Below are 22,175 nucleotides of genomic sequence, written 5' to 3'. Positions count from 1 at the left end.
CGACCCTAGCCAGCAGGGGCGAAGCGCGCCTGAGGCGCAGGACCTACTCCCAGCGACCGATGAACCCCTCAGCTTTTGGCTGGGGGCGACCGACCACGGTGCTCAGGGTGGCCAGCTGAAGTGTTCAGGCACGCTTGTCTCCGGTAGTGGCTGGCTCGTGATCGCGCCTGGTGGCTGCGTCGCCAGGCGGACCAGCTGAGCCGGTGGACCGGGCCGTGAGCGGGCCGGACAACAACACCGATGAACAGGCGCTGGATCTCGTTACAGGTCAGCGGGATCAGGTTGGCCGGCGTGGGGCGGTGTGCGTGTTCGTCGGCGCGGACGACGGCGAGGAATGCATGGGCCAGCATCGCGAGGGTGACCCAGCGGGCCCAGGACGCGTAGCGGCGGACCTGGTGCTCATCCAGTACGGCCAGCCCCTTCTCACTTTGGAAGGTTTCCTCCACCCGCCATCTGGAACCTGCGACCTTGACCAGGGTGGCCAGGGATGCCGACGTGGTGGAGTGACAGCGGTAATAGGCGAGTTCACCGGTGGTGCGGTTGCGACGGATCAGCAACTGGTGGTGGCCCGGTGCCGCCTCGGCGAGGTCGATGACGGCCCAGTCGTAGAACCGCTGTCCCTTCGCGCCGCGTCAGGGTCTACGCTGTGATCTGCGGCCACCGCGTGATCGTTTGTTTTCACACACCGATGATCAACGTGGCCGCACCCGTCTCCACAGCGCGTCAGGGTCGCGCAGCGTCCGCATGCGGTCCTGTGTCAGGAGGACATGTGCAACGTGGCGAAGTCTGGTGGGTCGAGTTCGACGAGCGGCGGCCGGTCGTACTGCTGTCGGAAGGTGACGCGTCCGGGATCCGGGTGATGCAGGTCGTGGCTCCGGCGGGCGTCGACATCAGCGGTCTGGGCGTCGAAGTGGCAGTAGGCGCCATGGAAGGACTGCCCTTTGAAGGCGTGCTGCGGTTCGCGTTCCCATGTCCGGGCTTTACCCCTTGCACGTGGCTGACCACCGTGTCCCGGGACGACCTGATCGAGCGGGCGGGCGCCCTGCCCTACGCGAAACTCAACGAGATTGAGGATGCCCTCCGACTCGCTGGACAGGCGAAGGAGCGGACCCCGGCGACGACCGAGAAGGTCAGCGCATTAAGAGGGCATCTGATCTATGTAGTTGGTAGTTAGGGATGGTTTTGTGACTGCTGGCGTTGGCGGTCGTTGGGCGAGGTGTGAGTGCTCGTCGTCCGTACCGCAGTGATGTCTCCGACGCCCACTGGGCCTTGATCGAACCGGTCTTCACCGCCTGGCGTGCCAGGAGAACCGGACCTGGCACAGCGGCCCGGGTGCACGACCTGCGGGAGATCGTCAACGCCATCCTGTACGTCAACCGCACCGGCATCCCGTGGGAGTACCTGCCCCACGACTTCCCGCCGTACAAGACCGTCTACGACTACTACGCCAAGTGGGAAGCCGACGGCACCACCCAGCAGGTCCACGACCTGTTACGGAACAAGACCCGTCGATCCCATGGCCGCAGCACCCAGCCGACCGCGGCCGTGATCGACGCGCAGAGCGTGAAGACCTCGGCAAACGTGGCCGAGACCAGTCAGCGCATCGACGCCGGCAAGAAGATCAAGGGACGCAAACGGCACGTCATCACCGACACCCTCGGTCTGGTCCTGGCCGTGCTGGTCACTGCCGCGTCCGTGCACGACACCACCGGCGGCAAGCTCCTGCTCGACGACCTGGCGGCAGCCCACCCCACCGTGTCGAAGGTCTGGGCCGACGGCGGCTACCAGAGCAGCGTCCTCAACCACGGCGCCGGTCTGGGGATCGATGTGGAGGTCGTGCAGCGGCCACGGACGAAGGGGTTCGAACCGTTGCCGAAACGGTGGATGATCGAGCGGACCTTCGGCTGGCTGATGCAGCACCGCCGCCTGGCGCGGGACTACGAAGCCCTCCCGCAGAGGTCCCGGGCGATGATCCAATGGATGCAAACGGCCCTCGCAGGGCCCGTCTGTACGATGCTCAGGCGTCTTGCCTCACGTACCTGGCCAACAACGGGGTGCCGGATCACCTGCTCGCCATGTGGGCCGGGCACACCAACGTGAGGACGACGAAGAAGTGGTACGTGAAGCCGGACGTGGCGGACCTGCTTCCAGCGGCGGAGGCATGGGGAGGTCTCGCAGGGGGCGTGTGACAGATCGTGACAGATGAAGGTGTGAACCCGTGACCGAAGCCAAGATCGAAACGCTGCAATACCGCTTTGACGGGCCGGAACACCTCCCCGTGCTGATCTTGGGACCGTCCCTCGGTACCACATGGCACAGGTTGTAGAAGGTGTCCGGGGTCCAAGCCAGTCCGTTGCAGGCGTGCAATGCCGACTCGGTGTCCTCCGGGCCGGAGGAGGCTTGCCCGGTTTGCGGCACGGGCGTGATGGCGCGGTGGGACCCAGGGGTCCGCCAGGAACACTTCGGCGGGGCCTCTGCGTGCCGGAACCACGGCACTGGACGGCATCGGGCTCGGGGACCGTTGTGCTTGGGCTCCCGGCTCTCCGGCACCCGGATCAGGGCCGCGGTGGCGACACGCGTCGTACGTCCGACGCGCAGTGCCCGGCACAGGAACTGACCGCTGCCGATCAGACCGTACCCGTACGCTCGTGAGGATCCGAGCGTCCTTGAGGCTTCCTCGCCATCGCCGCGACCCTCATATGCCACCGCGGCCTGTCCTGGCAGCGGACGTCATGCGGAGTCGTCTCTCTCGGCTGCCGTGCGGTGAGCGCAGGGCGTGAAATGTGTGGGGGGCGATGGGCAGGCCGGGACGCCGGGCGGAGAGGATGTGGGCGCTGCACACGAAGAGGCCCTCCTGCAGTTGACACAGGGAGTACCAGGCCCGGTCGTCGACGCCTTCACCGGGCTGTGGGACCGGCTGGCCCTGTCGGGAAGTCGCCGGATGAACCGACCCCGGCCGGAGGCGAGGACGTGCCAGGGCCGAACGAGTCACACGAGCCGGCCCAAGAAGCGCTGGTACCGGGCAACTCCTCGCCGGAGGTTGGACACTCGCCTCCTGCGGGCCCCCTGGCTAACTTGGCCCTGTGGAATTGTGCATCGCGACGGAACCCCAGCAAGGAGCGGAATACTCGGGCCTGCTCAATTTGGCCCGGTGTGCCGAGGACGCGGGATTCAAAGGATTCTTCCGCTCCGACCACTACCAGCACCTGGGCGAGGACGACCCGGAACCAGGACTGACCGATTCCTGGATCAGTCTGGCCGGCCTCGCCCGGGAAACATCCCGCATACGGCTCGGAACCCTGGTCACGTCCGCCACTTTCCGATTGCCGGGTCCGTTGGCCATTATGGTCGCCAATGTCGACCGCATGTCCGGCGGGCGTGTCGAAATCGGCCTGGGCGCGGGGTGGTACGAAGCCGAGCACATCAGCTATGGCATTCCCTATCCCGACATCACCGAACGGTTCGACCGGCTGGCCGAACAGCTTGAGATCCTCACGGGGCTGTGGACGTCCGAGGGGCCGTACTCCTTCAAGGGCCGGCACTATACCCTCACGGACTCCCCGGCGCTGTCCAGGCCCGCTCAGTCCCCTCACCCACCGCTGATCGTCGGGGGAAAGGGGAAAAGGCGGACACCCGCACTCGCCGCGCGCTTCGCCGACGAGTACAACCTTCCGTTCGGAACTCCGCAGGACGCGACCGAGCAGTACCGGAGAGTCCGTGCGGCGTGCGCCGACATCGGCCGCGACCCGGAGGACCTGCGGCTGTCCGCCGTGCTTCCGGCCTGTGTCGGCCCCGACGACCTGACGGTGGGCCGACGGGCCGGCGCGACCGGCTTCCCCCCGGACGTGCTCCGCCACATCGGCGCCGCCGGTACTCCAGCCGAAGTCGTCGACGCCCTCGGCCGCTGGAAGGAAGCAGGCGCGCAACGCGTCTACCTACAGATCCTCGACATGACCGACTTCGATCACGTCGAGTACATCGCCTCCCAGGTCGCACCTCAACTGTGACGCGCCGTCGAGGCGGCGCCACGGCCCACGAGACCTGTGCACAAACACTGTTCGAGGTATGAGGAAGGAATACCGGAAGGTGAAGAAGGACGCGACCCGGCGACCCGACACCGTGGCGGAGACAGCCTTGCCGACCAGTGTGCTGCCAGGCGATCCCCGCTACGAGGACCTCGCGTTGCGCCGGCGCAACGAACGTTTCGAGCACCGTCCCCGGCGCTTTCAAATCGTGCGGACCACCGAGCAGGTCGTCACCGCGGTGAACGACGCGCTCCGGGCCGGTGATCGCATAGCCGTCCGCAGCGGCGGGCACTCGATGGAGAACTCCGTCGGAGAAGCCAGAGGCGGCACGGTGATCGATATGTGCGCCATGAACGCGGTCTACTTCGACCCCGAGCGGGACGCGTTCGTGATCGAGGCCGGCGCGACCCTGGGAGATGTCTACCGGCAGTTGTACCTCAACTGGGGCGTGACCATTCCCGGCGGCTGGGGACACACCGTCTGCGCGGGAGGCCACATTCAGGGCGGCGGCTACGGCGGCCTCTCCCGGCGTCATGGTTCCACGGTCGACCACCTGCTGGCGGTGGAGGTTGTGGTCGTCGACGAACACGGCAGGGCAAGGTCCGTGGTGGCATCACGCGATCCCCAGGATCCGCACCACGACCTGTGGTGGGCACACACCGGCGGCGGTGGCGGCAACTTCGGTGTCGTGACCCGTTACTGGATGCGCACCCCGGGCTCTGTCGAGACTCCGCTGCCCCGGCCCCCTGCCACGCTGCTCAGCGGAGTGCTCGCCTGGCCCTGGGAGGGGATGACCCGTCAGGCGTTCCAGGCGCTGGTGCGCCATCACGGCGAGTGGCACCGCAAGCACAGTGAACCCGACAGCCCGTACACGGCCCTGTCCTCGTTGTTCATGCTGCCGGGCCGGGCGAAACGACCCGACGCGATGGGCCTGACCCTCGTCGGTCTTGTCGACGGCGGCCTGCCGAACGCGCAAGCGATGATGTCCGAGTTCCTCGACGCGATCGACCCGGGGGGTGAGGCGGCCCGCGCCCTCCTGCCGGCCCAGCCCTGGCTCTACGCCATGGTGCCCCCCGTGGTCGACGGCGAAATGCAGCGCATCCCCGAATACGACCGGTACAAGGGGAAAGCCGGCTACCTGCGGAACCCGTTCACCCCGGCCCAGGTGGACACCATCTACGACTACCTCGTCGATCCCCCGGCCGAGATCGACCTGGCCGGCGTCTGGCTCAATTCCTACGGGGGAAGGGTCAACGCGATCGATCCCGCGGCCACCGCCATGGCGCAGCGCGACTCCATCCTGAAGGTCGTCTACACGGCCGCCTGGCCGTCCCCGAAGGACGACGAGAAGAACATCGACTGGCTGCGGCGCTTCTACCGGGACGTCTACGCCGAGACCGGCGGCGTCCCGGTGCCCGACGGGATCAACGACGGCTCGTACATCAACTATCCGGACACCGACCTCATGGACCCGGAGTGGAACACCTCCGGCGTGCCCTGGCACTACCTGTACTACAAGGACAACTACCCCCGCCTCCAGCGGATCAAGGCGCGGTGGGACCCGTTGAACGTCTTCCGGCACGCCCTGTCCATCCGGCCCGCCACCGACGAGCGGTAGCGCCGCTTTCCCCGGAGAGGCCCCGCCGGCCACGGCCGCACGCCAGGACGCGTCCGGCGGCGCCCTCACTCCAGCGGCACGGAGCCGAACAGGTTCTGGGGGTCACACTGCTGCTTCAGCTGTCGCAGCCGCTCCCTGACACCCTTCTCGTGGACCGTCTCCCACGCGCCGTGGTGGACGGGCCCGTAGACGAAATTGACCGAGCGGCCGACGGCCCACGGCGCCAGCTCGCGCAGGACGCGGCGGTGCACACGCTGGACGTCCGTGAACTCCACGCCCCCGAGCGGCGACAGAACCCGCACGAGATACCGGGCGTCACGGTGCCCGACGGCGTTCGGCTGCGCGGGCGGACGGGACAACGCACCACCGAGGTGACGGACGTCCACGACGATCGGTACCGGTGCGGCCGGACCGCAGAGTCTCCTGAGCACCTCGGCCGCCTCCGGGGGAAAGGCGTCCAGCAGGAGGTTGTCGCCGTGGTAGGCGTGCGGCGAACGGGGGTCGTCGTAGATCGACGCCGATGCGCTGAACGGCATCTCGCGGACGTCGTCCCGGAGCACCGGCCTGATCCGCCGCAACGGCGCGAGCAGGTCCGACACGGCCCGCGGGGTGCACGTGCCGGCCAACCGCACGTGCAGTACATGCCGGCCGCGCAGCGCGTCGGGGACCTGCGGTACCGGCGGGAGGCGCAGCATGCCGAGGGAGGCGGTCACCGTCGTCGGAGCGTGGTCCGTCAGGTTCCGGAAGGCCGCGAATACTTCGCGGGCCCGCGACACGTCGAAGAGGAGTCCGCCGCCCTGGATGCGGTCCACCGGGAACAGCCGGACCGTCATGGCCGTGACGACCCCAAGCCGGTCCTTGCCGCCGCGGAACGCCCAGAACAGCTCCGGCTCGTGCGCCGCTGACACGGTACGCAGCCGTGCGTCCCCGGTCACCACGTCGATCGAGTGCACATGGTCGGCCGCGAAACCGAACTCGCGTGCCAGCAGGCCGAAACCGCCGCCCAGGACGTACCCGACGGCGCCCACGTCAGGGGACGAACCGCTGAGCGGGGCGAGTCGGTGCCGGGCGGCCGCCGCCACTACCTGGCCCCACCGCACCCCGGCCTCGATCCGCGCCTCCCGCCGTTCCGGATCGATCCGCACACCGGTCATCCGGCGGGTGCTGATCAGCAGTCCTCCTCGCCGGGGGACCGTCACCCCGTGGCCGGTGGCCTGTACGGCGACCGGAAGCCCGGCCGCCGCCGCGTGAGCGACGGCCGCGCACACGTCGTCGGCATCCGCCGCGCCGACGATCAGGGCGGGCTCATGACGGAAAGCGGTCTGGAACGCGTCGCGTTCCTGTTCGTAACGGTCCTCTCCCGGGGAGAGGACCGGGCCCCGCACCCCCTCCAGCTCCGTGGGAACAGCCACCGCAGAATGTCGTTCCTCGCCCATACCTCGTCCTTCACGACGTGACGCGCCGCCACTCCAGCGTGCTGCGCCCGGCCTTTCCGCTCGGCCCCCGTCCTGACAGGAGGAGGCGGTCACCGCTGAGTTCCAGGTCGCGGACCTGCTCCGATCCGATCCAGGTCCGCTCGGGGGCGACCGAGATGGTGTGCACCACCCGGTCCCGCTCCCGGCGCCACGTGCCTGCGTAGCTCATGTACCGGCTGCCGTCCTCCCCGTCCGTCCGCATCATGTTCACGGTGACATGACCGGTCGCGGTGTACACGAGAAGCCCGTCGGGGGAGGCGCCGAGGGGGCCCGAGTCCGGGTCCGCGTCCGCCTCGGCACTCAGGAAGGACACCAGCCGCCACACACCCACCAGTTCGTTCATCGCTCTCACTCCACCGGAACCGCCGGGAACACCGTCTTCGCGGGGTCGCCCCCGACGACTCTGCTGAGAACACTGGCGCTGATGCCGTGCGGAACCCCGGGGTCGGGCCGGCTCACCTCGTCCAGCCGTGCGAGGTGGGCGAGGTCGAGCTCCAGATCCAGGGTCTGGAGGTAGCCGTCGAGCTGAGTGGTGTCCCGGGGCCCGACGATCGGTATCAGCGCGGTGGTGGAAGCGGCCTGCCGGTGGCGCAGCCAGGCGGTGGCGACGCTCGCCGGGGACTGCCCGACCTGCTCGGCCACCGAGAGGACGGTGTCGAGCACCTCGGTCTTCTGCGGGGTGTCCTCCTGCTGGACCGCTCGTTTCCAGTCCGTCAGCCGGCCGCTCGACCCGCGCCGGTACTTGCCGGTGAGCAGCCCGCCGCCCAGCGGGGACCACGCAGCGACACCCAGACCCAGCGCCTGTGCCATCGGGAGAGCCTCGCGTTCGGCGGTGCGCTCCACCAGACTGTATTCGAGCTGGATTCCGGCGAGCGGCGTCCATCCGCGCAGCTCGGCCAAGGTGGCGGCCCTGGAGACCCGCCAGGCCGGGAAGTTCGACAGCCCGATGTACAGGACCTTGCCGCTGCGGACCAGGAGGTCCAGCGAGGCCATCACCTCGTCGATCGGGGTGAGCGGGTCGGCGAAGTGCACCCAGTAGAGATCGAGGCGGTCGGTGCCCAGTCTGCGGAGGCTGGCCTCGACCGACCGCACCATGTTCTTGCGGCTGTTGCCGGTGTCGGAGACGCGTGGATGCTCGCAGTCCCCGTAGGCGAACTTGGAAGAGACGACGAAGTGGTCGCGGTCGGCGCGCACGAAGTCACCGACCATACTCTCCGCTTCGCCGTAGTTGTAGCAGTCGGCCGTGTCGACGAAGGTGCCGCCCGAGTCGGCGAAGTGCTCGAAGATCGCCCGCGCCTGTGACCGTTCGGCGCCCCCACCCCACGCCGAGCCGAAGTTGGCCGTACCGAGAGCGAACTCCGACACCCGCAGGCCGGTCCGACGCCCGAACGTCATGTAGCGCATTCCTGCTCCTCCACACCGCGAGCGGCCATGTCTTGCTCCATGGGTTCACTGGGACTGTTGGGTTCGTCCGGCTCCGTACGGCTCTGTTCGGCTCCGGACGGGGACATTCGGGTCCACCGGACGGGCACCCCGTGTCAGTGGTCCTGGCGGCCCGTTCGTCCGGTGACGAGGGCCGCCGCTCCGGGAGCTCCGTCGCCGCCGGCGGGCTCTACGACGTCGTGTCGCCGTCCTGGCGCAGCGTGTCGGCGATGAGGCGGAGCAGTTCCGGCCGCTGTTCGCGGTGGTAGAAGTGGTACCCGGGCAGCAGGTGGGCCGCGAATCCGCCCGCCGTGTGGGCCCGCCATCCGCGCAGGTCGCGGATGGCCTCCGGCTCCTGGGAACCGGCGAACGCCGTGACCGGGCACTGCAGTGGCTCACCGGGAAGGTAGGTGTAGTTCTCGAAGAGGGCGAGATCGTCCCGGAAGGAGGCCAGAGTGACCCTCAGCAGGTCGGGCCTGGCCGTGACGGCCTCAGGGAAGGCGCCCCACAGGGCCTGCACCTGGTCGAGCAGCTCCCCGTCGGGCAGGGTGTGCAGCGCGGGGGACCGGTGCGACAGACGGGACGGCGCAGGCACGGACGAGACGAGGAGCCGCCGCGGCAGCGGCCTGCCCCGGGCCTGAAGGCCCCGCGCCACCTCGAAGGCGACCAGCGAACCGAGGCTGTGCCCGAACAACGCGAAACGCTTGCCGAAGTCGATCCCTTCCAGTACCTGTTCGACCAGGGCGGGCATACGGGTGATCGCCGCCTCGGCCATGCGGCTGCCCCGGCCGGGGAGCTGCACCCCCCACACCTGGACGTGCGGCAGGCCGTCCGCCCAGCGCACGTACTCGCCCGGGGAACCTCCGGCATGGGGGAAGCAGTAAAGGTCGATCGGCGCGTCGGGGTGCCGCGTCTTGTGGACGAGCCAACGCGGCGGCCGCTGGGCCATGGTGCTGCTCACGTCGGCTCCCCGGCGTCGGTCCCGTCGTCGATCAGTCGGGCCATCTCGGCCGGGGTCGGCGCGTCGAATATGGACAGCGGGTCGAGGTCGACCTGGAAGATCCTGCGGAGGCGCTCCAGCAGGTCCACGGAGATCAGGGAGTCACCTCCGTGCTCGAAGAAGTCGTGCCGTGCCTCGAAGTCCGGCATGCCAAGGGTCTCGCCGAACACTCGGGTCACCGTGGTCAGCGTGTCGGTGCCCCGCTCGTCCACGCGGTCCGTGTCCGGCTCGTCCGGTTCCGGTCCGGCCGGCGCCGCGGCGTCGACGATGTGGCGCTGCCGGTCGAACGGGTGGTGCGGCAACGGCACCTTGCGCCGGGAGCCGTCCGGCCGCCACCGGATGCGGGCCCCGGCCAGCCACAGCCTTCCCAGTGTCGACTCCGGAAAGTCCTCGTCGTGCGGCTCGCCAATCGTGACGACACGCCCGTCGTACTCCGTGAGCGGTTCCTCGGGCGTCACGCTCGCCAGCAGAGCCGCCCAGGTGCGGGGATCGCGCGCCTCGGCCGTCATGGTCCGGCCGTCCGGACTCCGCACGATCTCGACGGAGGGAGGGGACAGGACGATGCGCTCCAGCCGCTCCACGACACGGTCCTCGCCGTCACCGAGGTGCTCGGCCAGCGCGCACGCGTCCGTAAGCCGGAGCGTTCCTGCCACCACCCCGGCGGCGAGGGCGCCGGCCCCGTGGCCGGTCACCGCGGCGGGCTGGAGCCCCCGCGCGGCCAGTACGCGGGCTTCTCCCACCCCGTTCGCGAGCGTCAGCAGCGTGGCCACCCGGCCGTCGCCTGCGGGTGCTTCGGCCGTACGCACGAGTGCGCCCAGTCCGGGTGACGCGGCGTCGGCGACCTCGCCCAGGGCACAGCGGAAGGCCGGCTCGTCGCGGAGCAGCCGGGCCACCGACTCCTCACTGGGCGGCCGGCCGGAGAAGGCGAAGGCCACTGGCGTACGGTCGGCCGCGTGCTGTGACGACACAAGACGCCGCCCGTCGCCTCCGCCGAGCACCTGTTGCGGATCCTCTCCCTCGCGCACGAGCGCGAACCGGCGCCAGGGCATCTCTCCGCGGCCGGTCTGGAGGGTCCAGGCGATGTCCGCGAGGGACGCGGCAGGATGCTCGCGCAGGTGCTCGGTGAGGTCACGGGTGAGCACGTCGAGCGCGGCACGGGTCCGGGCGGAGACCGGCAGCAGGTGGACGGCCCGGCCCGCGTCCGTGGACATCGGCGAGGTGGCCTCCTCCAGTACCACGTGGGAGTTCGTGCCGCCGATCCCGAAGGAGCTGACGCCCGCCCGGCGCGGTGAGCCGTCGGTCTTCCACTCCAGCGCCTCCGTCACCACCCGGAACGGGCCGTTGTCGAAGTCGATGTGTGGATTCGGCGTCTCGAAATGAATGCTGGGCGGGATGACTCCGCGGCTCAGCGCGAGGACCGACTTGATGAGGCCAGCGATCCCGGCAGCGACATCCGTGTGGCCGATGTTGGTCTTGACCGAGCCGATGTGGCAGAAGCCGGTGCTGTCGGTGCCCTCGCGGAACGCCTGTGTGAGCGCCTCGATCTCGATGGGGTCGCCGAGCGGTGTGCCGGTGCCGTGCGCTTCGACGTAGCCCACGGTGCCGGGATCGATCTGCGAGACGTGATGAGCGGCCCGGATCACCTCGGTCTGCCCCTGGACACTGGGGGCGGTGAAGCCGGGACGCAGGGAGCCGTCGTTGTTGACGGCCGTGCCCCTGACCACGGCGTGCACGGTGTCCCCGTCGGCCAGGGCGTCGGAGAGCCGTTTCAGCACCACGAGACCGGCCCCGTCACTGCCGACGGTCCCGTTGGCCCGGGCGTCGAAGGCCCGGCAGACACCGTCCTTGGCGATGATCCCGCCCGGGGTGTACGGAGTGTGCTTCTCGGGGTGGTGCACGCAGGCCGCCCCGGCGAGCGCGGCATCGCAGTCCCCCGCCAGCAGGGCCTGGACCGCGGTGTGCACGGCGACCAGAGACGTCGCGCACGCCGCTTGCACGTTCACGGCGGGACCGGTCAGGCCCAGTTTGTAGGCGGTCCGGGCGATCATGAAGTCCTGCGCACTGCCGAGCAGGATCTCCCACTCCGTGACACCGGGCAGCTGCGCTCTTTGCGCGCGCAGTACCTCCCCGTACCCGGTGTGCGCCCCGCCACCGAACACGCCGATGGGCCCCGGATAGCGTTGCGGGTCACAGTTGGCGTGCTCCAGTGCCTCTGCGGCGCACTCGAGGAAGACGCGGTGCTGCGGGCTGATGAGACGCGCCTCGCGGGGCGACAGGCCGAAGTGCTCGGCGTCGAACCACTCGGGATCGGTGAGCAGCCCGCGGGCGGGAACGTACCTGTCCTGTCCGCCCGTGACGGTGCGTTCGGCCGACCTCGTGACGGAGTCGACGCCGCCCACCAGGTTGGCCCAGTACTCCTCCAGGTTCCGGGCGCCCGGAAAGCGGCAGGCCATGCCGATCACCGCGATGGCGTTCTCGTCGGTCTCGTCGTTCGCCGCCCCCGAAGTCGCGGGGCCGTCCCCGCGACGGGCAAGCTCATGCATGCTCGTCCCCCCGTGTCCGTTCCCTGCGGCGGCCGAGCTGAGAACGACGCCGCTGAGCCAGTCGTCCTGTCCGGTGTTCGGCCTGCTGTCCTGACGGTGGTGTTCCTGCGGTCCCTTCCGTGTCGGCGGCCTCGGCCGGACTGCCGAGTTCGTCGATGCGTTGAGCCAGAGAACGTACGGTGGGACAACGGAAGAGGTCCATGAGGGGCAGAGTCGCGTGCCACTCGGTGGTGATGCGTTCGTGCACCACGTGCAGCAGTAACGAATGCCCGCCGAGGTCAAAGAAATTCTGCTCGACTCCCACTTCCGGAAGTTGCAGAACGTCGGCCCAGAGTGCGGCGAGTCGGCGTTCGGTTTCCGTTCCGGAACCGGCAAGGAATTCGCCCGCGGCGGATAATCCTGGAGAATTGGATATTCGTTCGGGTGTGGACACAAGTCCCCCCTGTGCGCGCTTCACGGGATGTCAATCTCGGTTCTACCAGCCCGCCGCACACAGGAACAGTGTCCACCGGCGGCGGTGCCCTTGGGGGAGCCGTTCCGGCGGTCCGGGTTCTCGTCCCGGGCGTTCCCGCGGGTCCGGCCCCGGCGCGCTGGGCACCGGGGCCGGACCTGGCGGGGCGGGAGCGGGAGGGCGCTGCCCCCGGGGTTGCTCAGGCGCCCGTCCCCGCGGGAAGGGGGAAGTTCGACCGGATCAACGCGTCCGGGTCGACCTCGGCCTTGATCCTGGTGAGCCGCTGGAGGTCCTCTTCGGTGAACGCCGTCCGGATCTCGTCCTGCGACAGGGGCCCGAAGGTGAAGTTGAGCAGACGCCCGACCGCCAGCTCGGACCAGGACTCCAGGGCCCGTGCGTGCATGGTCCGTACCGCCTCCACCTGGCCGGGCTCCGTGGGGGACAGCACGCCCAGGGAGTAGGCGGCGGAGCGGAGCCCGAGCGCGTTCGGGATCTCCGGCGGACGCGAGAGAGCGCCGCCGAGGTGACGCACCCCGACCACGCACATCGTCGGGTTGGCGGGAGAGGACAGTTCGAAGAGTTCGGACAGTTTGCCGGGGTCGACGTCCCGCAGGAGGAGGTTGTCCCCCTGATAGGCGTGCGGCTGGTCGGGGTCGTTGAACACGACCTCCGACCGGGCGTAGGCGATCTCCTGGAGCCCGTCCGTCATGGGTTCGAGCGCCCGCAGCGGTGCCACCAGTTCCTCGCCCTCGGCCGCGGAGCCGAGGAAGGCGATCTGCACCGAACCGATGTGACGGCCCCGCATCGGCTCGGGCATCCCGGGGATGTCCGGGAAGGTCATCATGGACACCGCGGAGGTCATCTCCTCCGGCACGTCCGCCGTCCATCGGTACCACGCCGCCGCCAGGTCGGGAACCTGCGCGAGGTCGAAGACCAGCCCACCTCCGTAGAGGCTCTCGACCGGCATCAGGCCGATCTCGATTCCGGTGACGACACCGAAGTTGCCGCCCCCGCCCCGCAGGGCCCAGAAGAGGTCCGGCTCGCTGTCGGGGGTCACGTGGCGGAGCCGGCCGTCGGCGGTCACGATGTCGATACGGTGGACGTGGTCGGCGGCGAAGCCGTACCGCCTCCCCATGAGACCGACGCCCCCGCCCAGCGCGTACGAGACAGCACCGACCCCGGGCAGACTCCCCGACAAGGGGGCGAGCCCGTGCGGCGCGGCGGCGTCGATGACGTCCCGCCACCGCGCGCCGGCCTCCACCCACGCCGTGCCCCGCTCCGGCTCCACCCGGACCGCGTTCATCTGGCGGGTGCTGATCAGGATGCCGGAGCCGTCCAGGGGCGTGTTCAGTCCGTGCCCGGTCGCCTGCACCGCGAGCGGCGCTCCCGTCGCGGCGGCGTGCTGCACGGCCGCGACGACGTCCTCACTGTTCTTGACCGCGACGACCGCCTCCGGTCGGTGCTGCGCGAGCAGTTGGAACCCCCCGCGCTCCTCGTCGTAGCCACTCGTGCCCGGCCGGCTCACGCTGCCCTTGATGACGTCGTCCAGTGCCTGCCCGGCAGAGCTTGAATTACGGTTGTATGCCATGCTGAGCACCGTAGGACGCAAAGCGGACATGGGCTGTCCGCAATAGGGAGGGTGTCGGACGCGTGGTGGGAAAATGACATCCCAGGACATGCCCGCTCGGCTGTTACGGCTGTTGTCATTGCTTCAGAGCAGACCCGAGTGGCCGGGCCCCGAACTGGCGGCGAAGCTCGGCGTCACCACCCGCACCGTGCGCCGCGACATCGACCGGCTCAGAGGACTCGACTACGCCGTCGAGACGAGCAGAGGTGTTTCGGGCGGCTACCGCCTGGTGTCCGGGCAGACGTTGCCACCCCTGCTGCTGGACCACGAGGAGGCCCTCGCGGTGGTGGCCGGGCTGGTCACCGGGGCGGGCGGCTCCATCGCGGAGGACAGTTCCCTGCGGGCGCTGGAGAAGCTGACGCGGCTGCTCCCCACCCGCCTGCGTACCCGGCTCGCCACCATCACCAGCGCCACCGCGGTCGTCTCCGCTCAGGGGGCGGCCCGCACCGACCCGGCCGTCATCGCCAGCCTCGCCATCTGCTGCGGTGAACAGGAGCGTGTCACCTTCGACTACTGCAACCGGGCCGGTGACACCAGCGCGCGCCGCGTCGAGCCGCAGAGCCTGATCACGCTGGAGGGCCTGTGGTACCTGCTGGGGTTCGACGTCCACCGGCAGGACTGGCGCATCTTCCGGGTCGACCGGATCGACCGCCTCGCGCCCACGGGTCACCGGTTCGTCTCCCGGGACCTGCCCGGACGGCCCGAAACATACGTCACCCGATCGCTGCGGAACGCTCCCTACCGTTACACCGCCCTGGTCACGGTGCCGTTGCCCGCCGAGACGTTGCGCGCCAAGCTTTTCGCCCCGCTCCCCGGTGAGATCACCAGCGACGGTCCGCACGCGTGCATCGTGCGGATCAGCGCCGAGAGCGACGAGGTCGTCGCCCAGTACGTCGCCGCGGTCGGCGCACTGACCCCGACGTTCGAGCTGGACGCCTCCGAGGCGATCCACGCGCGGATGCGGGCGCTGGGGGAGAGGCTCAGCTCCGTATGACGGTCTTGCAGCGCATGAGGAAGCTGACCAGGTGGTCCTCGTGGGGCAGGCCGATGTCCGTCCAGTAGGTCGGCCAGTCACCGCGGTGCAGGTTGGCGATTGTGGGCTCGCCGACCAGGTCGTCGAACAACTCGTCGTCCCCCGTCAACACCGTCAGCGTCAGCGTGTCCCGCAGTGCCGCCCTCCCGCCCCGGCGCGACCAGGGCGCGACCCACACGCAGGGAAAGGGCAGTTCCACGTCCAACTGGGGCGCGTCCGGCCGGTCGACCTCGTGCACGGCGGGACGCAGCACGGCGCTGCCGTCGCCCAGGTCGTCGACGACCTGCTGGGCTCCCAGCCACGGCTTGGCGTTGCCTGCCTTCACCTGCAGGAACTTTTCCAGCGCCCGCGCGGAACGGGTGGCCTGTACCGGCAGGACGGCGGTGTCGTCCTCGGGCCTCGCCGAGGGCAGCGCCGTGAGGCGCTCCGCGAGGGCCGACGCCAGCGGTCCGGCGTCCCCCTCGACGAACACGGCCGTCGCGTTCACGCACCCTGCTCCGCCGTGGTGGCTCACCGAATCGACGATCGTGTCTAGGTGCTCACGCCAGTCGTGGTCGGCGGTGACGAGGATTTTCGAACGCCCCGGCTCCTGGGCGAGGATCTTCGACGACGGGCTGAACCGCCTGATCACGTCGTCGCCTCCGTAGGCGAGGTCGGCGCCGTGCAGGAGCGCCGAGCCCGCCTCGTGCTCGGTCGGCAACCACACGACGTGGTCGGCACCAAGACCCGCCATGCGAAGGGCGGCGACGAGCCGGTGGGCGGTGAAGGGCTCGCGAGGGTTCGGCCGGACCGCCACGCGGTAGCCGAGCGCCAGCGCTTCCAGCCAGAGACTGTGGCCGCCGGGGTGGAGCCCGGAGGCGTGCACGGCGAACACCTCCCCCTTGCGCGCCCACACCGCCCGGCCGAACCGCGTCAGAGGGTCGCGCCAGCTGGGCACGGCATCCTTCGGGCGGGCCGCGTCGACGGCCCGCCGCAGGTGCAGCGCGCGGTGCGCGGTCGCCGCGGTCGCCGCGCGGATCACGGAGATCGGCAACCCGGACACCCGGCACACCGCGTGCTCGTACTCGCCGGGTGACAGCCCAGCGACGGTGGACGTGGCGAAGAGCTCGCCGGCCTCGGCGATCGCGCCGAGCCGCTCGTCGAGCGGCAGCGGACTGGCCTTGCGGAGGCTGCTCAACGCGCGGGCGACGAATGCGGTGGGGACCAGTCCCAGCTCCGCGACACGGTTCCCGGAGACGTCGTGTACCGCGATCTGTGTTCCCGACTCGTACGCGCCCCTGGGGCCCAGGGCGGGCAACCGGATCACGTCGGCCATCTCAGTACACCCCTTCGATCACGGTGCTGTCCTCGAAGACGTCGACCGGGGCGATGTCGGCGACCGCGTCACCGACCGTGCCCTTCGGCGGTTCCGTCCTGACCGCCGTGTCGCGCTCCAGGTTGTTGGGCAGCAGGAGCGACTTGGTGACGTGGTGCATGACGACCTGTCCCCGTTCCCCGTACCGGACGCTGTGTCCCGTCGTCGGGTCGACGACGGAGAAGGTGTTGTAGGGGGAGAAAGGGTCGAACACACAGTCCGCGTCGTCCGCGAGCCCCAGCCGCTCACCGGCCACTCCCAGCACCATGGTGCTGCCGTAGTGCCCGTACAGGACGCTGTCGGGGAACACCTCGGTGCGGTACAACCGCCGGCTCGCCGGGTCCATGTGGGTACCTCCCCAGCGGATCGCACGCACCTTCTCGTTGACCAGCTGCACGAGCTCGTCGCGTTCGAGGAGACGGTCCAGCAGGGCGGGTGTGATCGCCATGACGCGGATGTCCTGGACGCGCAGGACATCCGTCATCTGGTCGAGCACATGGTCGCCGTAGGCCCTGGCCTCCTCGGTCTTCCCCGCCGCGATGAGCTTCTTCACATACCGCGGATCAAGATCGACGAACATGCCGAAGGAACCGTGGGTGAACGCGGACCGCTCGAAGAGCTTGCCGACGATGTGCGGGCCCGACGGCGTGACGCCGAGCCACTGTGCGTTCCGGGGGAAGCCGTGCGCGTCGAGATTCGCGTTGCACCAGTGCACGAAACGCTCCAGCCAGTCGCCGAGGCACACGACGCGTTTGGGCACCCCGGTGGTGCCACCGCTCTCGAAGACACCGACGATGTCCGGCCGCGCACCGTAGCCACGGGGTATGAGGTCGGTGACCGGAACGTCCCGCAGTTCGTTGACGATATTGGGAAAGAGCCGGAGGTCGTCATGGGTCTCGACGTCCTTGCGGGGATCAAAATCCAGACTCTTCGCACGGCGCAGCCAGAAGGGAGACCCGGTCTCCGGACCGAAGTGCCATTCCATGGCGGCCTGGATGAACTCGTCCGGATCGGGCTGGACGTGGGCTGGCAGATCAAGGACGGGGTGTGTCGTCGGCATGTGCTTCCTTCGTCGTCTGAATTGACCGGTCAGGGGCTGAGGGCGGAGGTTGACCGGGCGGAAGCGGGGAAGAACCCGCCGCCCGCACGTCCACGGGATCTGCGCCGCCAATCGGCGGAGGCGGCTGCCGTTCAGCCGTTCGCTGGCGGCTCCCAGACCGCACCGAGCCCGGTCAGTTCCTCGATGCGGTGCAGTCCTTCGACGGTGGCCTCGACCTCGACGTCCAGCCGGTGCGTGGCCGGATACCCGATGAGCGCGCCGGCCCGGTTCGGGGGCAACGACTGATCGCGGTCGGCACCGGGCTCCCACAGCATGACCGCGCCCCAGACGTTGTTCTTCCGGTCGGAGAACCAGAACTTGACGAGCAGTCCGCGCACGCTCGCCCAATCGGCCACGCCCTCCTCCCGCAGGGACGCACGCAATGAGTCGATGGTCTGTTCCGACCTGCTGAGATCCCAGTGGGCGACCGTGGCCCTCATACGGAAACACCTTTCGTTCTCGTCACGGGTGACGTGCGCCGGGTGACTGGCACCGGCCGAGTTCACCGGTTCGCGGGGCCGCCCGGAGCAAAGCGCTCCCCAAGGGCGCCGGGCGAGTGACCCCGCTCGGGAACCGACGCCCACAGCGCTGCGGCGAACGAAGCGATCTCCAGGGCCTGATCCCGGTTGAGGCGGGGGTCGCAGGCGGTCGTGTAACGCTCCATCAGGTCCATGTCGTCCACCGTGCCGGTACCGTCCACACACTCGGTGACGTAATCCCCCGTCATCTCCAGGTGGAGTCCTCCGGGATGCGTCCCCAGCCGACGGTGAATCTCGACGAAGGAACGGATCTCAGCCTTGATCTCCGACATCAGACGGATCTTGAGCGCGCCGGCCGTACGCGTGTTGCCGTGCATGGGATCGCAGACCCATAGCACGGGAGCCCCGCAGAGCCTGACCTTCTCGACGAGTTCCGGGAGGATGTCGTCGATGCGGTCCGCGCCGAGACGGGTGATCAGCGTCAGCTTTCCCGGAGTGTGCTCCTGGTTCGTCCTGGCGATGAGTTCCAGCAGGTCGTCGGCCGTGGCCGAAGGGCCGATCTTGACCGCGAACGGATTGTCGACCCGCCTTGCGAAGTGGACGTGCGCCCCGTCGACGTGCCGGGTGCGTTCACCGATCCACAGCATGTGCCCGGAGCCGGCCAGCGTGCGCCCGGTGCGGGGATCCGTGCGGACCAGGGCGTTCTCGTAATCGAGGAGCAGTGCCTCGTGGCTCGTGTAGCAGGTGGCCGACGCCCCGTCCGCGCCCAGCCCGCGCAGCACCGCGGCGGATTCGTCGTACGCCCGCAGCATGCGCCGCGGATCCGGGGAGCGCTCCACGGCGTTGAACACCGCTCCGTTCACGGCGTCACCACGGTAGACCGGCAGGACCACACCGTCACGTTCCTCGGTCGGCCGCGAGCGCGGCTTGGCGTACTGCCCGGCGAGCCTGCCGACTGTGACGACGGGAAAGGAGGAGACGCGCGCCAGCACCTCCGCCATCCTTCCGAGCGTGGCGACGGTCCTTTCCGTCTCGGCGAGCGAACCGAAGGTCTCGGCGCACGGACCGCCCTGGAGCAGGACGGCCCGTCCCGCCGCCGCCTGGGCCACCTTGTGGCGAAGCGCGGTGACGTCGTCCTGGCGCACCAGGGCGGGCCGTGTCCGTAACTCATCGGTGACGCGCCGAAGCTGGTCGGCGTCGGGCCAGTCCGGTTGTTGTTCGGCGCGCAGGGCGCCAACCGGCGCGCCGGGTACTGCGGACATGTGCTTCCCTGCCTTTCGTATCGGGGCCGGGGTGCGGGCCGGGGGACGGCGGATCCGGGCGCCGCGCCGGGTGCGGCCCGTCACGACGCGCGTCCCCCGCCGGGCGCAACGTGATCGAGGAAGGTCCGGTCGAGGGTTCCGTCCGGGCGCAGTGGCAGGTCGTCGAGTGCGACGATCGCCGAGGGAAGGAACTCCCGGGGGACCTTTCCGCTCAGCCACTCCCGCAGTTCCGCGCCGAGCGCGTCGCCCCGGCGGGTCGCCGCCGGTACCTCGGCGAGACGTGCCGGCACCGAGCGCGGTGCCCTGCGGGTACCTGCAGTCCTGCCCTCTCCCGGGAGAAGGACGGCGTCGAACCGGTCGGCCGGTCCGGGGCTGGGCGCCAACACGGCGTGACGGCCGGCGGCGGTCGCCAGCAGGACGATCTCGTGCGGGTCCACAGCGCCGGAGCCGGTACTCGCGACGGCTTCCCCGGCCCCCCGGACGTCGTCCTTCGTGAGAGCCTGCCAGGCGGCCACCTCGCCCGCGAGACGGGCGTTGGGGATCTCCGCGACCCGCAGCGGCCCCCGCGAGGAGGCCAGCCGGTCGCGCACAGCCTGGAGCGAGTCGACATCGACACCCCAGCGCAGCAGCGGGCAGTCGGCGACGTCCAGCACCGCGGCGGCCTTCTTGTACAGGACGACGTCGTACCGGTGGCGGGTCAGCTCGTTGTGGTGTTCACCCTTCTTGAGCTGGATGTCGACCCCGCCGACCTCCGGGTGCGAGCGGGCGAGGTCGGTGAAGTAGTCGGGGTGGACGAAGAGTTCCTCGTCCTTCGCCTCGTGCCGCCGCATGATGCGGCGCACGCCCGCGGCGTCGGCGGACTTCGCCCTGCGTAGCGCTATGGCGGTGTAGAGGTAGTCACGGGTGCGCAGATCGCGGATGTCCCCGATGAAGAACGAACCACCGGGAACCAGCAGCGTCAGCACCCGGTCGATGACGGTGGTGAGGTAGGAGGCGCTGGGGAAGACCTGCACCACCGAGTTGATGACCACGGTGTCGAAGTACGCCTGGGGCAGCCCGTCCACGTCGTCGGCACCCTGATTGCGCAGCCGGACGCGTCCGGCCGGCACGGCGTTGGAGCGGATGTGCTCGGCGAGCTCGTCGATGGCGACCGAGGACAGATCGGTGGCCCAGTACTCCTCGCAGTCCCGCGCCAGCCGGGAGAGCAGCAACCCGCTGCCGACGCCTATCTCCAGAACGCGTCGTGGCCGCAGTCCGCGGATCCGGTCGACCGTCATGTCCCGCCACTGGCGCATCGCGTCCAGGCCGATGGGGCGCCGGTCGTACGCGCTGGTCCAGCCCGCGAAGTTCTCCCCGAAGTCGGCGTCGGACGAGGCCGTGTATAGGCGGTCGTAGATTTCCTGCCACTCCGTGACCTGCTCCTCGGCACGTGTGCCGGCGTCCGAGGCCAGCGCGCGGAGCGTCACGTAGGCGACGCAGTCCGTGGAGCCGGCTCCGGCCGTGCTGTCCGAGGGCACCACGGCCACGTGCGCGACATCGCTGTGCTGGGCGAGCAGACGCTCGATCTCGCTGGGACTCATGCCTCTCCCTTGTCAGGCGATCTGGTTTCGCGAACGTGCAAGGCGACCCGCACGCCGGGCCCTTGGCCCCGCACTGCGTGCACGCGGTCCTGAGCCCGGCAGCCGTGGGTTACGGCCGCCGGCCGGACCGGTGGAGGAACGGCCGGGGCCCGCGGCGCGCCGATCCACCGGATGGTGGTCAGGCCCGGAACAAGGTCGTGCACCAACGGCCCACGGAGATGCCGCTGAGCGCCACGATGTCGCCGGGTTTCACCGCGCCCCGTTCGTGCTGGAGCGCGAACGAGATCAACTGGTCGGCCGCGCCCATGTGTCCGTGGTCGGGGGAGACCACCGCGTTGGTCCGCTCGGGCGGAATGCCGAGGGGCTCCGCGACTTCTCGGATGCTCTCCGTGGTGTCGTTGAAGTAGAGGAGGTGGTCGATGTCCTCACGAGCGATGCCGGCGCGGCGGCAGGCCCGGTCGATCACCTCGGTGATGCCGTCGTACCGCCTCTGGAGGTATCGGGAGAGGGCGGCGCTGTCGTCGCCGAAGTGCTCGCGCAGAGTGTCGTAACCGCCCGGTGCCACCCTGCTCGACCAGCCGTCGGGCGGCAGCGGGTTGGCGGACCCGCCGAACTCCACGCGGAGCAGCTCGCCGTGCTCGGGCTCGGTGAACTGCTCCGTCGCCAGCCAGCGGTTCGCCTTGTGACCGCGCTCCAGGACCACGGCCACCGCCGCGTCACTGAGCGGGGCGCCGACGGTGTTCATCCGGTTGCGGTGGAACTCGCTGACCCGGCTCACCGCGACGAACACGGCGGTGCGGACTTCCGGCTGCAGGGCCATTGCCGCCGCCACGTAGTGGAATCCATGGACCCCCGCGCCGCACCCCTCGGTCAGCATGAGGGTCTGGGTCCGCCGGACACCCAGTTCCCGGGCGAGGGAGACGGAACCGTCCCAGTAGTGGTACTCGGGGGGGTCGGCACAGGCGAGGACGAGGAGGTCGACGGCCTCCGCGCCGAGCCCCAGTCGCTCCAGCGCCCGCGTCGCCGCCTGCCCGGCCAACTGGGTCGTCTGCAGGTCGTCGTCCGCCCGGTGGTACGTGCGGAATCCCCACTTCAGCACGCGTTCCGGATGGCTGGTGTACTGGCCCGCGGTCTCCGCGACGTCCATGTCCTTTCCGAAGACGTAGCCGAAGGACGAGATCCCGAAATCGACGGGTGGACTCACGTC

Annotated in this window: 18 protein-coding genes and 1 pseudogene; 5 read left to right on the top strand and 14 right to left on the bottom strand. The window is 69.7% G+C overall.

Annotated elements, in window-relative coordinates:
- Positions 1-68: 68 nt before the first annotated feature.
- Positions 69-629: pseudogene (locus ACFXAE_RS05495) on the bottom strand (IS701 family transposase); the annotation flags it as partial.
- A gap of 140 nt (positions 630-769) precedes the next feature.
- Between ACFXAE_RS05495 and ACFXAE_RS05490 the strand changes: the two are divergent.
- The 4 genes from ACFXAE_RS05490 (at position 770) to ACFXAE_RS05475 (ending at position 5,643) form a co-directional block, all read left to right on the top strand.
- The gene (locus ACFXAE_RS05490) at positions 770-1,174 is read left to right on the top strand and encodes a type II toxin-antitoxin system PemK/MazF family toxin (protein WP_384708381.1); all 405 of its coding nucleotides are present in this window, start codon (positions 770-772) and stop codon (positions 1,172-1,174) included.
- A 44-nt stretch (positions 1,175-1,218) separates the two neighbouring features.
- Positions 1,219-2,100: an IS5 family transposase gene (locus ACFXAE_RS05485; RefSeq protein ID WP_384708506.1), complete on the top strand. Its 882-nt coding sequence runs from the start codon at positions 1,219-1,221 to the stop codon at positions 2,098-2,100.
- A 983-nt stretch (positions 2,101-3,083) separates the two neighbouring features.
- Positions 3,084-4,007: an LLM class F420-dependent oxidoreductase gene (locus ACFXAE_RS05480; RefSeq protein ID WP_384708378.1), complete on the top strand. Its 924-nt coding sequence runs from the start codon at positions 3,084-3,086 to the stop codon at positions 4,005-4,007.
- A 58-nt stretch (positions 4,008-4,065) separates the two neighbouring features.
- Entirely contained in the window at positions 4,066-5,643 is a 1,578-nt protein-coding gene (locus ACFXAE_RS05475) for an FAD-binding oxidoreductase (protein WP_384708375.1), read from the top strand.
- A gap of 65 nt (positions 5,644-5,708) precedes the next feature.
- Here ACFXAE_RS05475 and ACFXAE_RS05470 read toward each other — a convergent pair whose 3' ends face one another.
- The 7 genes from ACFXAE_RS05470 to ACFXAE_RS05440 form a co-directional block, all read right to left on the bottom strand.
- The gene (locus ACFXAE_RS05470; protein ID WP_384708372.1) at positions 5,709-7,055 is read right to left on the bottom strand and encodes an FAD-binding oxidoreductase; all 1,347 of its coding nucleotides are present in this window, start codon (positions 7,053-7,055) and stop codon (positions 5,709-5,711) included.
- Positions 7,056-7,089: 34 nt separating this feature from the next.
- Positions 7,090-7,461 carry a lipocalin-like domain-containing protein gene (locus ACFXAE_RS05465; protein ID WP_384708369.1) on the bottom strand — a complete coding sequence of 124 codons (372 nt, stop codon included), beginning with the start codon at positions 7,459-7,461 and terminating at the stop codon, positions 7,090-7,092.
- A 5-nt stretch (positions 7,462-7,466) separates the two neighbouring features.
- Positions 7,467-8,513: an aldo/keto reductase gene (locus tag ACFXAE_RS05460; protein ID WP_384708366.1), complete on the bottom strand. Its 1,047-nt coding sequence runs from the start codon at positions 8,511-8,513 to the stop codon at positions 7,467-7,469.
- Between the two features lie 217 nt (positions 8,514-8,730).
- Complete coding sequence (locus ACFXAE_RS05455; RefSeq protein WP_384708363.1) at positions 8,731-9,501, bottom strand: thioesterase II family protein; 771 nt, start codon at positions 9,499-9,501, stop codon at positions 8,731-8,733.
- Positions 9,498-12,083 carry a type I polyketide synthase gene (locus ACFXAE_RS05450; RefSeq protein ID WP_384708360.1) on the bottom strand — a complete coding sequence of 862 codons (2,586 nt, stop codon included), beginning with the start codon at positions 12,081-12,083 and terminating at the stop codon, positions 9,498-9,500. Before ACFXAE_RS05450 ends, ACFXAE_RS05455 begins: the two co-directional genes overlap by 4 nt.
- Positions 12,076-12,516, bottom strand: coding sequence for a phosphopantetheine-binding protein (locus ACFXAE_RS05445; protein WP_384708357.1), 441 nt, complete (start codon positions 12,514-12,516; stop codon positions 12,076-12,078). The genes ACFXAE_RS05450 and ACFXAE_RS05445 overlap by 8 nt, the downstream gene beginning before the upstream one ends.
- 217 nt (positions 12,517-12,733) lie before the next feature.
- Entirely contained in the window at positions 12,734-14,122 is a 1,389-nt protein-coding gene (locus tag ACFXAE_RS05440) for an FAD-binding oxidoreductase (protein ID WP_384708354.1), read from the bottom strand.
- 73 nt (positions 14,123-14,195) lie between these two features.
- On the opposite strand from ACFXAE_RS05440, the gene ACFXAE_RS05435 reads away from it, so the two are divergent.
- On the top strand, positions 14,196-15,155 hold the full coding sequence (locus tag ACFXAE_RS05435) for a helix-turn-helix transcriptional regulator (protein ID WP_384708351.1): 960 nt from the start codon (positions 14,196-14,198) through the stop codon (positions 15,153-15,155).
- Here ACFXAE_RS05435 and ACFXAE_RS05430 read toward each other — a convergent pair.
- The 6 genes from ACFXAE_RS05430 to ACFXAE_RS05405 all read right to left on the bottom strand — a co-directional run bounded on the left by ACFXAE_RS05430 (position 15,142) and on the right by ACFXAE_RS05405 (position 22,172).
- Positions 15,142-16,509: an aldehyde dehydrogenase family protein gene (locus ACFXAE_RS05430; RefSeq protein WP_384708348.1), complete on the bottom strand. Its 1,368-nt coding sequence runs from the start codon at positions 16,507-16,509 to the stop codon at positions 15,142-15,144. The genes ACFXAE_RS05435 and ACFXAE_RS05430 overlap by 14 nt on opposite strands.
- A gap of 1 nt (position 16,510) precedes the next feature.
- The gene (locus ACFXAE_RS05425) at positions 16,511-17,608 is read right to left on the bottom strand and encodes an AMP-binding protein (protein ID WP_384708345.1); all 1,098 of its coding nucleotides are present in this window, start codon (positions 17,606-17,608) and stop codon (positions 16,511-16,513) included.
- Between the two features lie 131 nt (positions 17,609-17,739).
- On the bottom strand, positions 17,740-18,087 hold the full coding sequence (locus ACFXAE_RS05420) for a hypothetical protein (protein ID WP_384708342.1): 348 nt from the start codon (positions 18,085-18,087) through the stop codon (positions 17,740-17,742).
- Between the two features lie 62 nt (positions 18,088-18,149).
- Positions 18,150-19,388 carry a 3-deoxy-7-phosphoheptulonate synthase gene (locus ACFXAE_RS05415; protein ID WP_384708339.1) on the bottom strand — a complete coding sequence of 413 codons (1,239 nt, stop codon included), beginning with the start codon at positions 19,386-19,388 and terminating at the stop codon, positions 18,150-18,152.
- A gap of 80 nt (positions 19,389-19,468) precedes the next feature.
- The gene (locus ACFXAE_RS05410) at positions 19,469-20,968 is read right to left on the bottom strand and encodes a methyltransferase (RefSeq protein ID WP_384708337.1); all 1,500 of its coding nucleotides are present in this window, start codon (positions 20,966-20,968) and stop codon (positions 19,469-19,471) included.
- Positions 20,969-21,146: 178 nt separating this feature from the next.
- A complete protein-coding gene (locus ACFXAE_RS05405; RefSeq protein ID WP_384708334.1) occupies positions 21,147-22,172 on the bottom strand; it encodes a 3-oxoacyl-ACP synthase III family protein in 1,026 nt (341 codons plus the stop codon).
- Positions 22,173-22,175: the final 3 nt, after the last annotated feature.

This window comes from Streptomyces sp. NPDC059454 (assembly GCF_042749965.1).
Classification (GTDB): Bacteria; Actinomycetota; Actinomycetes; order Streptomycetales; family Streptomycetaceae; genus Streptomyces.
The sequence above is the reverse complement of the archived record's forward strand: the minus strand, read 5'-3'. Positions and strand labels throughout refer to the sequence as shown.

Excerpts from the sequence above, each read along its gene's own strand:
- ACFXAE_RS05410 (WP_384708337.1), bottom strand. The coding sequence starts at position 20,968 with ATGAGTCCCAGCGAGATCGAGCGTCTGCTCGCCCAGCACAGCGATGTC.
- ACFXAE_RS05420 (WP_384708342.1), bottom strand. The coding sequence starts at position 18,087 with ATGAGGGCCACGGTCGCCCACTGGGATCTCAGCAGGTCGGAACAGACC.
- ACFXAE_RS05435 (WP_384708351.1), top strand. The coding sequence starts at position 14,196 with ATGACATCCCAGGACATGCCCGCTCGGCTGTTACGGCTGTTGTCATTG.
- ACFXAE_RS05450 (WP_384708360.1), bottom strand. The coding sequence starts at position 12,083 with ATGCATGAGCTTGCCCGTCGCGGGGACGGCCCCGCGACTTCGGGGGCG.
- ACFXAE_RS05460 (WP_384708366.1), bottom strand. The coding sequence starts at position 8,513 with ATGACGTTCGGGCGTCGGACCGGCCTGCGGGTGTCGGAGTTCGCTCTC.
- ACFXAE_RS05415 (WP_384708339.1), bottom strand. The coding sequence starts at position 19,388 with ATGTCCGCAGTACCCGGCGCGCCGGTTGGCGCCCTGCGCGCCGAACAA.
- ACFXAE_RS05430 (WP_384708348.1), bottom strand. The coding sequence starts at position 16,509 with ATGGCCGACGTGATCCGGTTGCCCGCCCTGGGCCCCAGGGGCGCGTAC.
- ACFXAE_RS05465 (WP_384708369.1), bottom strand. The coding sequence starts at position 7,461 with ATGAACGAACTGGTGGGTGTGTGGCGGCTGGTGTCCTTCCTGAGTGCC.
- ACFXAE_RS05425 (WP_384708345.1), bottom strand. The coding sequence starts at position 17,608 with ATGCCGACGACACACCCCGTCCTTGATCTGCCAGCCCACGTCCAGCCC.
- ACFXAE_RS05440 (WP_384708354.1), bottom strand. The coding sequence starts at position 14,122 with ATGGCATACAACCGTAATTCAAGCTCTGCCGGGCAGGCACTGGACGAC.
- ACFXAE_RS05475 (WP_384708375.1), top strand. The coding sequence starts at position 4,066 with ATGAGGAAGGAATACCGGAAGGTGAAGAAGGACGCGACCCGGCGACCC.